The organism is Pseudomonas sp. SWRI18 (assembly GCF_014268345.1).
GTDB lineage: Bacteria > Pseudomonadota > Gammaproteobacteria > Pseudomonadales > Pseudomonadaceae > Aquipseudomonas > Aquipseudomonas cedrina.
In genome coordinates this window covers 82464-98770 of record NZ_JACCQQ010000016.1, presented here as the reverse complement: position 1 = coordinate 98770, position 16307 = coordinate 82464, and the positions used below count along the sequence as shown (strand labels likewise).

11 protein-coding genes and 4 tRNA genes are annotated in these 16307 nt (G+C 60.4%); 13 read left to right on the top strand and 2 right to left on the bottom strand.

The features are described 5' to 3' along the window. The first annotated feature begins 218 nt into the window (after window positions 1-218). The 13 genes from uvrB (at window position 219) to H0Z09_RS18045 (ending at window position 12332) form a co-directional block, all read left to right on the top strand. Window positions 219-2234, top strand: coding sequence for an excinuclease ABC subunit UvrB (gene uvrB / locus H0Z09_RS18105; RefSeq protein ID WP_186692042.1), 2016 nt, complete (start codon window positions 219-221; stop codon window positions 2232-2234). Window positions 2235-2434: 200 nt separating this feature from the next. After that, window positions 2435-3916 carry a glutamate--tRNA ligase gene (gene gltX, locus H0Z09_RS18100; protein ID WP_076953510.1) on the top strand — a complete coding sequence of 494 codons (1482 nt, stop codon included), beginning with the start codon at window positions 2435-2437 and terminating at the stop codon, window positions 3914-3916. 147 nt (window positions 3917-4063) lie between these two features. Then, window positions 4064-4139 (top strand) — tRNA-Ala (locus tag H0Z09_RS18095). Window positions 4140-4217: 78 nt separating this feature from the next. Then, window positions 4218-4293: transfer RNA gene (locus H0Z09_RS18090), tRNA-Glu, on the top strand. A 50-nt stretch (window positions 4294-4343) separates the two neighbouring features. Further along, window positions 4344-4419 (top strand) — tRNA-Ala (locus tag H0Z09_RS18085). A 78-nt stretch (window positions 4420-4497) separates the two neighbouring features. Then, window positions 4498-4573, top strand: a tRNA-Glu gene (locus H0Z09_RS18080). 183 nt (window positions 4574-4756) lie between these two features. Beyond that, the gene (locus H0Z09_RS18075; RefSeq protein WP_076953512.1) at window positions 4757-5296 is read left to right on the top strand and encodes a TetR/AcrR family transcriptional regulator; all 540 of its coding nucleotides are present in this window, start codon (window positions 4757-4759) and stop codon (window positions 5294-5296) included. Between the two features lie 15 nt (window positions 5297-5311). Beyond that, window positions 5312-6145, top strand: coding sequence for an alpha/beta hydrolase (locus tag H0Z09_RS18070; protein WP_186692040.1), 834 nt, complete (start codon window positions 5312-5314; stop codon window positions 6143-6145). Between the two features lie 40 nt (window positions 6146-6185). Further along, on the top strand, window positions 6186-6620 hold the full coding sequence (locus tag H0Z09_RS18065) for a thioesterase family protein (protein WP_076953515.1): 435 nt from the start codon (window positions 6186-6188) through the stop codon (window positions 6618-6620). A gap of 55 nt (window positions 6621-6675) precedes the next feature. Further along, entirely contained in the window at window positions 6676-7653 is a 978-nt protein-coding gene (locus H0Z09_RS18060) for a tRNA-dihydrouridine synthase family protein (RefSeq protein WP_186692038.1), read from the top strand. A 562-nt stretch (window positions 7654-8215) separates the two neighbouring features. Beyond that, window positions 8216-9313 (top strand): hypothetical protein, encoded by a 1098-nt coding sequence (locus tag H0Z09_RS18055; protein ID WP_186692036.1) that lies wholly within the window; start codon window positions 8216-8218, stop codon window positions 9311-9313. 268 nt (window positions 9314-9581) lie between these two features. Beyond that, complete coding sequence (locus H0Z09_RS18050) at window positions 9582-10337, top strand: hypothetical protein (protein WP_186692034.1); 756 nt, start codon at window positions 9582-9584, stop codon at window positions 10335-10337. Between the two features lie 6 nt (window positions 10338-10343). Next, window positions 10344-12332 carry a hypothetical protein gene (locus H0Z09_RS18045; RefSeq protein ID WP_238340269.1) on the top strand — a complete coding sequence of 663 codons (1989 nt, stop codon included), beginning with the start codon at window positions 10344-10346 and terminating at the stop codon, window positions 12330-12332. Here H0Z09_RS18045 and H0Z09_RS18040 read toward each other — a convergent pair. Beyond that, window positions 12319-15249, bottom strand: coding sequence for a GGDEF domain-containing phosphodiesterase (locus H0Z09_RS18040; RefSeq protein ID WP_186692032.1), 2931 nt, complete (start codon window positions 15247-15249; stop codon window positions 12319-12321). The two genes, H0Z09_RS18045 and H0Z09_RS18040, sit on opposite strands and share 14 nt — an antisense overlap. Window positions 15250-15315: 66 nt before the next feature. After that, window positions 15316-16206 (bottom strand): LysR family transcriptional regulator, encoded by an 891-nt coding sequence (locus tag H0Z09_RS18035; RefSeq protein WP_186692030.1) that lies wholly within the window; start codon window positions 16204-16206, stop codon window positions 15316-15318. Between the last annotated feature and the right edge of the window lie 101 nt (window positions 16207-16307).

The window sequence follows — 16307 nt, the reverse complement described above, 5'->3', positions numbered from 1 at the left end:
TTCGGCCAAGTTTTTCGGTTTATTTGCCGACCGTTAGTCTTATTGCAATAGAGATCGGACAGGGCACGTAGGACGATTACCTTGAAACCCGACACATCCGCCACCACTTCTATGGCTATCATGGTTTTTTCCTACTGCCCGCTTTGGATTTTCGCGGGCGGTGGTCTATTTCGTCCTCGACGGGTTTACAGTCCGGGGGTGATTACACGAGGTACGTTATGTCGGATTTCCAACTCGTCACCCGCTTTGAACCCGCTGGCGATCAGCCGGAAGCCATTCGCCAGATGGTCGAAGGCATCGAGGCCGGCCTGGCCCACCAGACGCTGCTCGGGGTGACCGGTTCGGGCAAGACCTTCAGCATCGCCAACGTGATCGCGCAGATCAACCGTCCCACGCTGGTGCTGGCACCGAACAAGACCCTGGCCGCGCAGCTGTACGGCGAGTTCAAGGCGTTCTTCCCGAACAACGCGGTGGAATACTTCGTTTCCTATTACGACTACTACCAGCCCGAAGCCTACGTGCCGTCCTCCGATACCTTTATCGAGAAGGATGCGTCGATCAACGACCACATCGAGCAGATGCGGCTGTCGGCGACCAAAGCGTTGCTGGAGCGCAAGGACGCGATCATCGTCACCACGGTGTCGTGCATCTACGGCCTGGGCAGCCCGGAAACCTATCTGAAGATGGTGCTGCACGTCGACCGCGGCGACAAACTCGACCAGCGCGAGCTGCTGCGCCGCCTGACCAGCCTGCAATACACGCGCAACGACATGGACTTTGCCCGCGCCACGTTCCGCGTGCGGGGCGATGTGATCGACATTTACCCGGCCGAATCCGACCTGGAAGCGATCCGCATCGAGCTGTTCGACGATGAAGTCGAGAGCCTGTCGGCCTTCGACCCGTTGACCGGTGAGGTGATCCGCAAACTGCCGCGCTTCACCTTTTATCCGAAAAGCCACTACGTGACCCCGCGCGAAACCCTGATGGGCGCCATCGAGGGCATCAAGGCCGAATTGGCCGAGCGCCTGGAGTACCTGCGCGCCAACAACAAGCTCGTCGAAGCCCAGCGCCTGGAGCAGCGCACGCGCTTCGACCTGGAGATGATCCTGGAGCTGGGCTACTGCAACGGCATCGAAAACTACTCGCGCTATCTCTCGGGCCGCGAATCCGGCGCGCCGCCGCCGACCCTTTATGACTACTTGCCGCCCGACGCGCTGCTGGTGATCGACGAGTCCCACGTCAGCGTGCCGCAGGTCGGCGCCATGTATAAGGGCGACCGTTCGCGTAAAGAGACGCTGGTGGAGTACGGCTTCCGCCTGCCGTCGGCGCTGGATAACCGGCCGATGCGCTTCGATGAGTGGGAAGCCATCAGCCCGCAGACCATCTTTGTGTCGGCGACGCCCGGCAACTACGAGGCCGAACATGCCGGCCGGGTGATCGAGCAACTGGTGCGCCCGACGGGCCTGGTGGACCCGGAAATCGAAATCCGCCCGGCGCTGACCCAAGTCGACGACCTGCTCTCGGAAATCGGCAAGCGTGTTGCCCTCGGGGAGCGGGTATTGGTCACCACGCTGACCAAGCGCATGTCCGAAGACTTGACCGACTACCTGGCCGACCACGGCGTGCGCGTGCGTTACCTGCACTCGGACATCGACACCGTGGAGCGCGTGGAGATTATCCGTGACCTGCGCCTGGGCACCTTTGACGTGTTGGTGGGGATCAACCTGCTGCGCGAAGGCCTGGACATGCCGGAAGTGTCGCTGGTGGCGATTCTCGATGCGGACAAGGAGGGCTTCCTGCGTTCCGAACGCTCGCTGATCCAGACCATCGGTCGCGCGGCACGTAACCTCAATGGCCGCGCGATTCTCTACGCGGACCGCATCACCGGCTCCATGGAGCGCGCGATTGGCGAGACCCAGCGCCGTCGCGACAAGCAGATCGCGTTCAACCTGGAGAACGGCATCATCCCCAAGGGCGTGTTCAAGGATGTCGCCGATATCATGGAAGGCGCCACCGTGCCTGGTTCGCGCAGCAAGAAGCGCAAGGGCATGGCCAAGGCCGCCGAGGAGAGCGCCAAGTACGAAAACGAACTGCGCTCGCCGAGTGAAATCACCAAGCGTATTCGGCAACTGGAAGAGAAGATGTACCAGTTGGCGCGGGACCTGGAGTTCGAGGCGGCGGCGCAGACGCGTGATGAGATTGGCAAGTTGCGCGAGCGCCTTCTGGCTGTTTGATTGCGCTGACCTTGCTGGCCCCTTCGCGAGCAAGCCCGCTCCCACATTTGACTGCATTCCAACTGAATGAACGCGATCAAGTGTGGGGGCGGGCTTGCTCGTGAATGCAGGCGCCTCGGTCTCCCGGAATCACCCAAGCTGGTGTTACCATCCGCCCCTTGTTTAAATTTTTCAGTTATATCGCCCATTCGAGACCTGCCATGACCACCGTCCGCACGCGCATCGCGCCATCGCCTACTGGGGATCCCCACGTCGGCACTGCTTACATCGCCTTGTTCAACTACTGCTTTGCCAAGCAGCACGGCGGTGAGTTCATCCTGCGGATTGAAGACACCGACCAGTTGCGCTCCACCCGCGAGTCGGAACAGCAGATTTTCGATGCCCTGCGCTGGCTGGGCATTACCTGGGCGGAAGGCCCGGACGTCGGCGGCCCCCACGGCCCGTATCGCCAGAGCGAGCGCAGCGACATCTATAAGCAGTACACCCAGCAATTGGTTGATATGGGCCACGCCTTCCCGTGCTTCTGCACCGCTGAAGAACTGGACCAGATGCGCGCCGAGCAGATGGCCCGTGGCGAAACCCCGCGTTACGACGGCCGCGCGTTGTTGCTGTCGAAAGAAGAAGTGGCGCGGCGCCTGGCCGCCGGCGAGCCCCACGTGATCCGCATGAAAGTGCCGAGCGAAGGCGTTTGCGTGGTGCCGGACATGCTGCGCGGCGACGTCGAGATCCCGTGGGACCGCATGGACATGCAAGTGCTGATGAAGACCGACGGTCTGCCGACGTACTTCCTGGCCAACGTGGTCGATGACCACCTGATGGGCATTACCCACGTACTGCGTGGCGAAGAGTGGCTGCCATCGGCGCCGAAACTGATCCTGCTCTATGAGTACTTCGGCTGGGAACAGCCGCAGCTGTGCTACATGCCGCTGCTGCGTAACCCTGACAAGAGCAAGCTGTCCAAGCGCAAGAACCCGACCTCGGTGACCTTCTACGAGCGCATGGGGTTCATGCCGGAAGCCATGCTCAATTACTTGGGCCGCATGGGCTGGTCGATGCCGGACGAGCGCGAGAAGTTCTCGCTGCAGGAAATGGTCGATAACTTCGACCTGTCCCGCGTGTCCCTGGGCGGGCCGATCTTCGATATCGAGAAGCTGTCCTGGCTCAACGGCCAGTGGCTGCGTGACCTGCCGGTGCAGGAGTTCGCCAGCCGCGTGCAGCAATGGGCGTTGAACCCCGAGTACATGATGAAGATCGCACCGTTGGTGCAGGGCAGGGTGGAGACCTTCAGCCAGGTCGCACCGTTGGCCAGCTTCTTCTTTGCCGGTGGCGTGAACCCGGATGCCAAGCTGTTCGAATCCAAGAAGCTCTCCGGTGATCAGGTCCGCCAGTTGATGCAGCTGATCCTGTGGAAACTGGAAAGCCTGCGCCAGTGGGAGAAGGAGGCGATCACCGCGACGATCCAGGCGGTGGTGGAGTCCCTGGAGTTGAAGCTGCGCGACGCCATGCCGCTGATGTTTGCCGCGATCACCGGGCAGGCCAGTTCGGTGTCGGTACTCGATGCGATGGAAATCCTCGGCCCGGACCTGACCCGTTTCCGTCTGCGCCAAGCCCTTGATTTGCTGGGTGGTGTGTCGAAGAAAGAAAACAAGGAATGGGAAAAACTGCTGGGCGCTATCGCTTAAGCAGGCCGTCGTAACGGTGAAACCCCGGTTTTCCGGGGTTTCACCGGTAAGTGATTGTTATCCCGGCAAAAAATTTTGGAAATTGTTGAAAATAAATTTGACACACTTCCAAACCGCCATTAAGATTCGCCCCGTCCTCACCGATGAGGGGCTATAGCTCAGCTGGGAGAGCGCTTGCATGGCATGCAAGAGGTCAACGGTTCGATCCCGTTTAGCTCCACCAATCTACAGGTTCAAGGCCTGGCCACACCGGCCTTGAATCGATCAGTTCTCAGCGCTGATCCGTTGTACAGAAGGTTTTGTCCCCTTCGTCTAGTGGCCTAGGACACCGCCCTTTCACGGCGGTAACAGGGGTTCGAGTCCCCTAGGGGACGCCAGTTTCAACAAGCAGCTCGAAAGGTCTGCTGCGTCGCGAGACGAAAAATCCGGGGCTATAGCTCAGCTGGGAGAGCGCTTGCATGGCATGCAAGAGGTCAACGGTTCGATCCCGTTTAGCTCCACCAATTTACAGGTTCAGGGTCTGGCCACACCGTCCTTGAACAGATCAGGCCTTGCTTGATCAGGTTGTACAGAAGGTTTGTGTCCCCTTCGTCTAGTGGCCTAGGACACCGCCCTTTCACGGCGGTAACAGGGGTTCGAGTCCCCTAGGGGACGCCACGATTACCCGCTCTGCGGGATTTTTAAGGGTCATTCAATTATTGAATGGCCCTTTTGTTTGTCTGGCGTTTGGCCAATTCTTCTTCTCCCTCTGCATGTTCTCTTCTGACCAATGGTCATGCCTGTCGCTTGCTAAATATTATTATGGTAATAATATTCAACCCATGAGAAACGGAGGCTTTGATGAGCGATAAAAAAGCGCAAACCCGCGAACGTATCCTGCAGGCCGCCAGTGCCGCGTTGGTCCAGCGTGGCCCGGCCGAACCGAGCGTGGGTGAGGTCATGGGCGCGGCGGGGCTGACGGTCGGTGGCTTCTACGCGCACTTTGAAAGCAAGGACGCGCTGATGCTCGAGGCGTTCACCCAATTGCTGGCCAAGCGTCGTGCGTCGATCGATGACATGGACTCACAGCTGACCGGTGAGGAGCGTAGAAGCCTGGTGGCGGCGTTTTATCTGTCGCGCAAGCACCGTGACTCCACGGCCCAGGCCTGCCCGATCCCGGCGACCGTCGGCGAGATGAGCCGTTTGCCGGATACATTCCGCCAGGCGCTGAACGAGCACTGCGAACTGATGGCCGCGCAGCTCGCCGTCAGCCCTGAAGACACCGACAAAGCCCTGGCTGACATGGCGCTGATGATCGGTGGCCTGGCGTTGGCCCGCGCATTGGGGCCGGGTGAATTGTCTGACCGCGTGCTGCGCGCCGCCAAGTCCGCCGTACGCTAGAAGAGGGCTCTGCTGATGGGCACGCTGACCTGGATTCGTCGCATCAACGGCACACTGGGGCATCTGGCCCCGCAAACCGTGGCCAACAAAATGCGTCGTGTCTTCATGACGCCGCGCACGTTGCCGCCGCGTGACTGGGAACTGCCGCTGCTGGCGCAATCGGAGCGCATCACCTTGCGTTTCGGCTTGTCGGCCTTGCGTTGGGGGCAGGGGCCCACCGTGCTGTTGATGCACGGTTGGGAAGGCCGGCCCACGCAGTTCGCCAGCCTGATCACCGCGTTGGTCGACAAGGGGTATTCAGTGATTGCCCTGGACGGCCCCGCCCATGGTCGTTCGCCGGGGCGCGAGGCGCATGTATTGCTGTTCGCCCGCGCCATGCTGGAGGCCGCCGCCGAGTTGCCGCCGCTGCGCGCCGTGATCGGCCACTCCATGGGCGGCGCCAGCGCGATGCTGGCGGTGCAGTTGGGTTTGCGCACCGAGGCGTTGGTGAGTATCGCCGCGCCGTCGCGCTTTCTGGATGCGCTGCGCGGCTTTACCACGATGGTCGGTTTGCCGGCGCGGGCGCGTTCAGCCTTTATCCGGGAAGTCGAGATGACCTTCGCAATGCCGCTCAAACATTTGGATGTGGCTCACTATCAGATGAATATCCCCGGCCTGATCGTGCATGCCGAAGACGATACCTTCGTCCCGGTCAAAGCCTCTCAAGCCATTCACGAAGCCTGGTTCGACAGCCGCCTGCTGCGCCTGGAGCAGGGCGGCCACCAGAAAGTGCTGGCCGACCCACGGGTGATCGACGCGACGCTTTCGCTGCTGGCCGGCTGTGGTTTACAGACGCTGCAAACGGCCTGATACACTCTCCCCGCCGACATTAATCGACGGGGAGCAAGGCATGGGCTGGGATTTGGCAACGCCGTTTATCATCGATCTGCAGGTTGCGCCTGAAGACATCGACGGCTTGGGGCACGCCAATAACGCGGTGTATGTGTCCTGGCTGGAGCGCTGCGCCTGGCGCCACTCCCAGCGCCTGGGACTGGACCTTACCGAGTATCGCCGCCTCGACCGTGCCATGGCGGTGGTGCGCCACGAGATCGACTACCTGGCCGCAGGCTACGAAGGCGATGAACTGCAACTGGCCACCTGGATCGTCGACTGGGACCAGCGCCTGAAGATGACCCGACGCTTCCAGCTGTTGCGCCCGCGGGATGGGGTCACCTTGCTGCGCGCGAACACCACCTTTGTCTGCATAGAACTGTCCAGCGGCAAGCCCAAGCGCATGCCGCCTGCGTTTCTCGACGGTTATGGCCCTGCCCTGACAGGGGGTTAACGGTTGTTGTGGGAAACCCAGTAAACTGCGCCACGATTTTTGTTGAGTGTTTCCCATGCAAATTGCTTTGGCGCCCATGGAGGGGTTGGTCGACAACATCCTGCGGGACGTGCTGACCCGCGTGGGGGGTATTGACTGGTGCGTGACCGAGTTCATCCGCGTCAACGACCGCCTGCTCACCCCCGCGTACTTCCACAAGCTCGCCCCGGAACTGCTGCACGGCGCCCACACCGCCGCCGGCGTGCCGCTACGTGTGCAATTGCTGGGTTCCGACCCGGTGTGCCTGGCGGAAAACGCCGCCCTGGCCTGCGAGCTGGGCTCGCAAGTGATTGACCTGAACTTCGGTTGCCCGGCCAAGACCGTCAACAAGTCCCGTGGCGGGGCGGTGCTGCTCAAGGAGCCGGAGTTGCTCAACCAGATCGTCGAACACGTGCGTCGCGCGGTGCCGGCCCATATTCCGGTGACCGCCAAGATGCGCCTGGGCTTCGACAGCCCGGACGGTGCCCTGGTCTGCGCCACCGCCCTGGCCGAAGGCGGCGCGGCGCATATCGTGGTACATGCGCGCACCAAGACCGATGGTTACAAACCGCCGGCCCACTGGGAGTGGATCCCACGGGTGCAGGACGTGGTCAAGGTGCCGGTGTTCGCCAATGGCGATATCTGGAGCGTCGAAGACTGGAAGCGCTGCCGCGAAATCAGCGGTGCCGAAGACATCATGCTGGGCCGTGGCCTGGTGGCGCGTCCGGACCTGGCGCGGCAGATTGCTGCGGCGCGGGCGGGCGAAGAGGTGGTCGAGATGACCTGGGCGCAGATGCAGCCGATGCTCCAGGATTTCTGGACCCAGTCGGTGGCGCAACTGACCGAGCGTCAAGCGCCGGGGCGCTTGAAGCAATGGCTGGCGATGCTGACACGCAATTATCCTGAAGCGGTGGAACTGTTTACGTTGATGCGCAGGGAGACTGATCTGGAACAGGTCGCTCGCTTGCTGGGCATGTCCGGTCAGCGCGAGCGGCCGGGGGCATTGCAAGATTAGGTTTACATATATAAATGTTTCATCCTCTTCTGTAACGGGCGCCGAAAGGCGCCTTTTTCTTGTCCGAAAGATTACGTGTGCGTTGACGGCGTGCTGTTGGGGTTGGCTTAGTTGATTGTCGACTTCAGATGAAAGTTGGGTTGTTGCGCAATATATGCAAGTAATCATGAGTGTCCGGCTGGATTGCTACGAGGTTTTAGTGTGCTGGAAAGTTAGTGGGTTATCCAGGTAGTCGTGCGCGCCCACTAACATAAGTTGTAGTTGCCAAACAGGTTCGTTGTTTTTCTCAAGTTGCCTTTGTGCTGGGTTGTTGCCTTAAGTGTCTTATTTCAGTGCGCTTGCAGCGCCCGTAAGGCCTGGGTCTGCAGATAAATGTCCATAGGCGAACATCGCAATCGGTTATTTGGTTTCCTTATATAAGCTCGGATTTTTCGGAACTCATCGCCGTTACGCCCCACGAACCTTGCGAGTTTGTAGAGCTCACTGTTGTTCCCAAACCCTAAACCAAAAGTGCTTTCTTCTGTTTTGTGCGGAAGTTAGGCGCTGCTTGAGGAAATAAAATATGTCTAATGTGTCGACCCAACAGTTCGTGCCGATGAATACGAATTATGCACCCCTTAATCAACCCTCAGTGCAAGTGACTAAGCCGCTCAAAGCTTCTGCGTCGACGGACCGTGTAAATCAATTTCTGAAGGACAGTAGTTCGACGCCAAAAGAACACAATGGGACGGTGAACAAGGAGTCCCTGGAAAAGCTGTTTGCCATGTTTGAGTTCGCGGTAAAGGCGATGCGTAGCATGCTCGCCGGCATGGGGGTACTGCCCAAGTTGCCCGGCGAACTGGATGCCCAGCCCCAGGCCAACCCAGGGCTTGATGCCAAGGTCGTTGCGCAGCCCAACGTTAAACCTGGGGGCGAGTCGCAAACGGATGCCAGGACACAGGTGAAGCCGGGCCCTGATCCCAAAGTGATTGCGGACACCCGCGTTAAACCCGGGATCGAGCCGCAAACGGACGCTGGGACACAAGTCAAACCTGGCCCTGATCCCAAGGTCGTTGCCTATACAGACGTCAAGCCCAAGGTCGAGTCGCAGACGGACAGCAAGCCCCAGGTCAAGCAAGGCCCGGAAGTGAAAGTCACCCCCGACGGACGTGCCCACGTGACCCTCACACCGCAAGCCAAGCTCAGTCCCAAACCGGCGACAACCGCGCTCACTGATAGGGCACGCAATGACAAGCTGCCGGCTGATATCAATGTGACGGTGCAGGTCCAGAGCTGCCATTGCCCGCATACAGGCGAAAAAATGGCGCGCGAGCCGGGGCTCACGCCAAGGACCGACGTTCAGCCCGCGATACCGGTCGTCGTGGCGCCACCCGTCGAAAAACATCCGTCGCCGACGTCAACGGTCATTCCAAAGCTCGATGCCTCGCCATCGCTGCAGCCTCAAGTTTCCCCAACGACCCTTCACACGCCAGAACCCAAGCCGCCCGTAAAACCGGATGCGCCTGCCTCGACCACGGTGCTTCCAAAACCTGAGGCCCGAACCACTCCAGACCTTACGTCCCCCGCACCTGATGAACGAATCGGCACTTTCCATGGGCTCTCCCGGGGCTCATCCGAAGAACGTTGTGCTCCCAAGCCAAGCCTGCGCCAACGCTTCTGAGCCTGTCGTCTTGAGACGTTGAACCTGAATGTTCGCTCCCTGGCCCTGCGGTCAGGGAGCACTCAATGAGAGTTGATACATGCCATTGATAAGCCTTAGCCCTTACGCGCGGCCAACCACTGACCCTTTCCGAACGCCTGACTGTTCGGCCCGTGCGTCGTCGGTTCCTGAATACCGGGACACCTTTCGTACCGCGCCACCTTCCTCAGGCTCGCGCGTCGAGCCCGATAGCTTCGGTAACACCCTCGAACCTGTCGCCTTGATCAGCATGCTGACTGACCTGTTCAAGCAGTTCTTCAATCAGTTGCAGAGTCTGCTGAGCAGAGACATTCAGCCGCCGGCGCCGAGACGCGACGACTTACCGCTACCGCGCGTGCAGCCCGCGCCCGATCCGGCAGTCATCGATAAACCAAAACAACCCATTCCTGGGCTGTCCAGTAAGCGTAACGGTGCGAAGCCCGGCAATATCTGGAACGGTTTTCGGCAGGGAAGGCGAGGCAATTGCGTAACGATTTCGGCCATCAAGGCAGCGATGGCGAAGTTCGGCCAAAGCCCGACGGATATCTACAGGTCTGTCGAGAAAGTCGCGGATGGTTATAAGGTCGTCATGCGCGATGGCTTCGAGTTGCAGTTGAAGCAGTCCGAGTTGGATCAGGCCATTCGCGGTGCCGACTTCGTTCTGTTGAATGACCCTGAAATGCTCAAGGACGCGCACTTTCTTTTTGCATGTTCCGCCAAGCGTGCGCAGATAGAAAACAACGATGGATGGGCGAGCAGAAGTCTGGATGCCGCCATACAAAGTCTTAATAACGGTGAGGATGAGCGGGGCCCAGGGGAGGGCTTCAAGCGCCTGGGATTGAAAGATCATATGGCGCGCGTCTCGGCACTGGCCTTCGCTGACAAGTCGTTGATCGGCATGGTCAACAGGCGCGGCCACTCGGTTGCTGTGGTGGATGGAAGCGAGGAGATCTATGGCAAAAAACGCGGACGGCCCACAGGTGGGCAAGCGATTGCGTTGATCTAACACCGTTTGCGCCGAGTTTGCTCCCACGGACTCGTCCAACTCTTTCATAAACGAGTTAACGCTATGTCTACTTATGAAATTGGATCTTTTTCCCGCTTGGATCCCATGACGGAACAGCTGTGGGGCCCTCCATCAAAAGATCCGTCCGGTATCCCCGCTTTTGAAGCGTCGCAGCGTCGTTTCGGTGAGCATTTCAATGCCAGCTCGCACAGCGCAGTCATCAAACTCATGATGCTGACGTTTGGCGCGCACCCCGGCGATATGTTCAACGAGGTACAGGGCAATGGCGACGGTTATGACGTGACCATGAAGGACGGTTACCGGGTGCATGTTTCCAGGCAGGAGTTGCAACAGGCAGCCGCTGCGTCACGTTTTACCGGCACTGACAGTGAGGCACTGAGCAGTGCCCATTTCGCGTTGGCGGTGTTCGTCAAGCGCAAACAGCTGCGCAGCGGCAACGCCGATGATCTGTCGGGTTTCGAGTCGGCCTTGACCCGGTCGTTGCAGGGCGAAACCACCTTTAACATGCTCAAGGGCATGGGGTTGTCCGGCCATCTCCAGTACGGACCCACTGCGACGGTGGTCGGCACTGGCGCAACGGGGGTGGCAGACAGCTACGATTTTGGCTCCGCGCTGATTCATGCCGGCCAGGCGCATCTTTTCGGCAGGCAGGGTTCGCCGGATCGTAGCTATACCTACACGTTGGTGAAGGATGGCGCGCCGCAGCCTCGCATCCTACCGGCCCCCGTAACGCCTCGCATCGTGCCCATGGTTGAACCGACCACGACGCAGGTACGCCCAGAGGCTGCCGAGATTTTGCCGGGTTTCACGGCGCCATCGCGAAAGTTCGGCGAAGCGTTCGACCTGAGCAGCCATACCGCAGTGATCAAGATGATGATGCTCAGGTTTGGCCCGTCCCTCTCCGATATGTTCGAGCACGTCGAGGCCACTGAGGAGGGACACAGCGTCACCATGAAAGATGGTTTTGAAGTGACAGTCTCCACGCAGGAGCTGCAGCGCACGACCGAAGCCTCGCGATTTACCGGTTCTGACATACAAATGGTCAAAGACGCCAATTTCATGCTGGCGGCCTTTGCCAAGCGCAAGGCGGCAGAGGGCAATGTCCCGTTTGACGCGGCGTTGTCGAGCACTTTGCGCGGAGAGTCTACTTATAACGCCTTGAAGGGGATGGGGCTGGTCGGTTTTCTACGGGTTGCGCCGCCCGACAAGCTAGGCGCGCCAGGCAGCGTCGCCGTGACCTCCACCTTTAACTATTCAAGCGCGTTGGTGGTGGATGGCATCAAGCATGGTGGCGGCGAGCAAGCGCCCATCGTCAAAGACTACGGCTTTCAGCTTGCCGCAGACATTCCAGTCGAGCCGGACGCCAGGCCCGCGCAGTTCCCGGCGGCACCCATTGGCGTCAAACCTGCCGATATCTGGCGTGGCTTCTATCAGGGCGTGGAAGGTAACTGTGTCACGGTATCGGCAATCAAGGCCGCCATGATGAAGTATGGGCAAAACCCCTTAGGCATCTTCAAGCACGTCACGGAAGCGGCGGACGGTTACACCCTCACCATGCGTGACGGTTGCACGGTTCGGCTGACCCATGATGAGCTGAAAGCGGCGCGCACGGCTGCCAACTTCCATGGCGCGGATAAAGGCCTGATTGACGATGCGGTGTTTCTTTACGCCGCGAGCGCCAAGCGTGCCCAGTTGGAGAATCACGAATTTCGCGCCGGTGCCGGCTTTGATGTGGCCCTGCAAACGCTCAACGATGGTGAGGTCCCCGGCGACGCATTGCGCCGTCTTGGCCTGTACGCCTTTACTCGCAAGAGCAGCGTGCAAGAGCTGGCCTCAGGCGTGCCAGGCACCCTGGCGAATTTCGAACATTCGGTGGCCGTGGTCGAGGGCGCCTACGATGACTATGGCGCCAAGCGCGGTCTGAACGGCTCGCACTGGATGCATCAGCGCGGCCGCGCACTCAAATTGGTGTAGGGCCTGCCCTCGCGCCAATCAAACGCTCCCGAAACCCGATCAAGGGTAACGGCCGGCTGTGCAGATACCCCTGGTACAAATGGCAACCCAGGCCCTGCAGAAAGGCCAGTTGCTCCAGGGTTTCCACACCTTCGGCAATCACCTCCAGGTTCAGGCTGCGGGCCATGGCCACAATGGCGCGGATGATTTCTGCGTCGTTGGGGTCGTGGGTGGCGTCACGCACGAAGGATTGGTCAATCTTCAGTGCATCCACCGGCAAACGCTTGAGGTAAGTGAGCGATGAATACCCGGTGCCAAAGTCATCCATCGCAAAGCTGACGCCGAGTTTTTTCAGGCGGCGCATTTTGCTGATGGTGTCGTCCAGGTTCTGGATCACGATGCCTTCGGTAATTTCCAGTTTCAGCAGGCTGAACGGCAGTTGGTGTTGCTTGAGGCTGCGTTCCACCCGTTCCACGAAGTCGTTCTGGCGAAACTGCCGGGGGCTGATGTTCACACACAGGCTGAAATTCAACGGGTCGACCAAGCCTTCCGCGATCAACAGTTCAAAGGCGGCGCAGGCTTCATCGAGGATCCACGTGCCGACTTCAAGGATCAGGCCGCTGTCTTCAAGCACCTTGATAAATTCGGACGGCGATTGCGCGCCCAGTTGCGGATGCTGCCAGCGCACCAGGGCCTCGGCGCCGACTATCTTGTCGCCACGTGCATCCACTTGCGGCTGGAAGTGCACGCTGAACTCACCACGCGACAGGGCCAGGCGCAAGTCGGTCTCCATGCGCAGGCGTTCGCTGGCGGTTTTCTGCATGCTGTTGTGGAACATCTGCGTGGTATTGCGCCCTGAGTCCTTGGCGCGGTACAGGGCAATGTCGGCGCGCTTGAGCAAGTCGGCCGGCGTGGAGCCGTGATCGGGAATCAGCGCCACACCGATACTCGGCGTAACCTGCAGGCGGTGACCATCGAGAAACATCGGCTCCGAGAGCAGCTCGCGCAGGGTATCGGCCAGCCCCTGCACCTGGCGGCTGACCGCCATGCGCGAGCCCTCCAGGCCGCTGAGCAGCACCACGAATTCATCGCCGCCCAGGCGTGCCACGGTGTCTTCCATGCGCACGCTGGCTTCCAGGCGTGCGGTGACGATCTTCAGCACCGTGTCGCCCACCGGGTGCCCGAGGGAGTCGTTGATATGCTTGAAATGGTCAAGGTCAAGGAAAAGCAGCGCGCCGCGCAGGTTGTGACGCTTGAGCAGGGCGATCTGCTGGCTCAGGCGGTCCATCAGCAAGGCACGGTTGGGCAGGTTGGTCAGCGGGTCGTGGTAGGCCAGGTGGCGGATCTGCGCCTGGGCATTTTTCAGCAGGCTCACGTCCCGCGCGGTCAGCAGCAGGCACGGGGTTTCATTGAGGGTGATGGGCTCCACCGAAACTTCCACCGCCAGCAACTCGCCGCGCTTGTTATGCCAGAGCATTTCCAGGTGGTTGATACGGCCTTTGATCTGCAATTGGGCCAATAAGGCGGCGCGTTGGTTTTCATCGGCCCAGATGCCGATCTGGTAAAAGGTCAGGCCAATGGCTTCCTCGGCGCGGTAGCCGGTCAGGCGGCAAAAGCCGTCGTTGACCTCCACATAACGGCCGGTGTCGCGCTCGGTAATGGAAATCGCGTCGGGGCTGGAATGGAAGGCCTTGGCGAACTTCTCTTCGCTGGCCTTCAGGGCGGCTTCCGAGCGTTGTTGCTGGGTGATGTCCCGCAGCGTGGTGACAATGCACGGCTGGTCGCCGACCTTGATCAGGCGGCTGGAGATCACACAGGTAAGGCTCTGGCCGTCCTTGTGGCGCACCACAAGCGCCACATTGCTCAGCGCCTGCTCGCGGATGACCCGCTCGATCCGTTGCAGGCGCTTGCTCGACTCGTCCCACAGGCCGATCTGCTCGGCGCTTTTGCCGATCACCTCGGCGGCTGTCCAGCCAAAGGTCTGGGTAAAGGCGGGGTTGATCTCGATAAACGCGCCGTTGTCCAGGCAGGTCACACAGATCGGGTCGGGGCTGGCCTGGAACAGGCTGGCGAATTTCTCTTCGGAGGCGATCAGGCGCTGTTCGCGCTCCACCTGGTCGGTGATGTCCAGCAAGGTGCCGGCCATGCGCAGCGGTGCGCCGCGTTCATCGCGGTACAGGCGCGCACGGCTTTCGAGGTAGCGCGAACTGCCGTCTTCCATGGGCACGCGATAAGTCAGCTGGTAGCTGCCGGCCGGGCCCTCGCGCAGAGTGCGGTAGGCGTTGCGCATGTTTTCGCGCTCTTCGTCGGGCATGCCTTCGAAAAATGCCTCGAAGGATTCATGGAACGGTTCCGGCGGCAGGCCGTGCAGTTGGGCGGCGCGTGCCGAGCCATAGAGCATGCCAGTGGGGATGTGCCAGTCCCAGGTGCCCAGTTGCGCCGAATCCAGGGCCAGGTCGAGGCGCTCCTGACTGTCCTTGAGCGCCTGCTCGGCGTTCTTGCGCTGGGTAATTTCGCGGATCACGCCAATCATTCGGCGCCGGCCGGACTTGTCGGGCGCCAAGCTGCCGCTGATCTCCAGCCAGTGCTGGGTGCCATCGGGCCAGGCAATGCGGTGGTGCATGGCGTGCTCGGTCGGCTCGCCCGCCAGCACCGCGTGAAACGCCCGCACCACCCTGGCCCGGTCCTCCGGCGCCAGCAGATCGAGGTAGTCCAGGTCCTTGGGCAACGGCTGGCGCGGGTCGAAGCCGAACAGCGCCTGGGTGCCCCGCGACCAGCTGATCCGGCCGGTGTCGATTTCCCAGCACCATGCGCCCAGCCGCGCAGCATTGAGCGCGGCCAGCAATTGCGGGGCACTTTCCCAGCTTTGTTCCGCCTCTTGAGGGTCCAGGGCGTAGATACGCGGCAGGGGCGGTACGGAATCGACGGGGTTGGGCATTATCACAGGGCCTTGGCTCGATGGGCGTTCGGCGCGGCTTTAATCAAGCCTTGAGGCCGCACGGTGTCATGCCGGTATCCGTGGCAGATCGACCTGTGCATCCAATAGGCTCATGAAAGCCCGCGCAGCGTTCGACAGCGTCCTTTCGGTGTGCACGATATAGCCTAGCTGGCGACTGAGCTGTATGCCCGGCAAAGCGATGCTTGCCACCTGATCATCGAGCATGGTGCGCGGCAATACGCTCCAGGCCAGGCCGATGGACACCATCATCTTGATGGTTTCCAGGTAGTTGGTGCTCATTGCAATGTTCGGGGTTAGGCCTTGGGCCTCGAACAGCCGGCGGACGATATGGTGGGTAAAGGTGTTGCCGCCGGGGAAAACCGCCGGGTGCCCGGCAATATCGGCCAGGCTGATATTGCCATTGCTGATCAGGCTGTGCTCCGGCGCCACCACGAAATCCAGCGGGTCGTCCCACACCGGGGTGGCGCGCACAAGGTTGTGAGGATCCGGCGCGAGGGTGATGACTGCCACTTCGGCACGGCCATGGAGGATTTCTTCGTAGGCGACTTCTGAATCGAGGAACTGGATATCCAGCGCCACGTTCGGGTATTGCCGGGTAAAGGTACGCAGCACCGGCGGCAGGCGGTGCAGGCCGATGTGGTGGCTGGTGGCCAGGGTGAGACGCCCGCTGACTTCGCCGGTGAGATTGGTGAGGGCCCGGCGTGTATCGTCCAGCACGTTGAGGATCTGATAAGCCCGCGGCAGCAGGGCGCGTCCAGCTTCGGTCAAGCCTACTTCACGACCCAGGCGGTCGAACAATCGCACCTTCAATTGTTGTTCCAGGCCGGCAATGCGCTTGCTGATGGCGGGCTGGGTCAAGTGCAGGCGCTCGCCGGCGCCAGAGAAGCTGCCGGTCTCGGCGATGGCGATAAAAGCATTGAGGTTGGCCAAGTCCATTGAGGTATTCCAGTTGGTAATCCAAAGCATAAAAAATATGAATTTGAGTTATTTAATGTAGCGCCATACCATCAGCCTCACAAGCCAAAGGGTTATTGAAT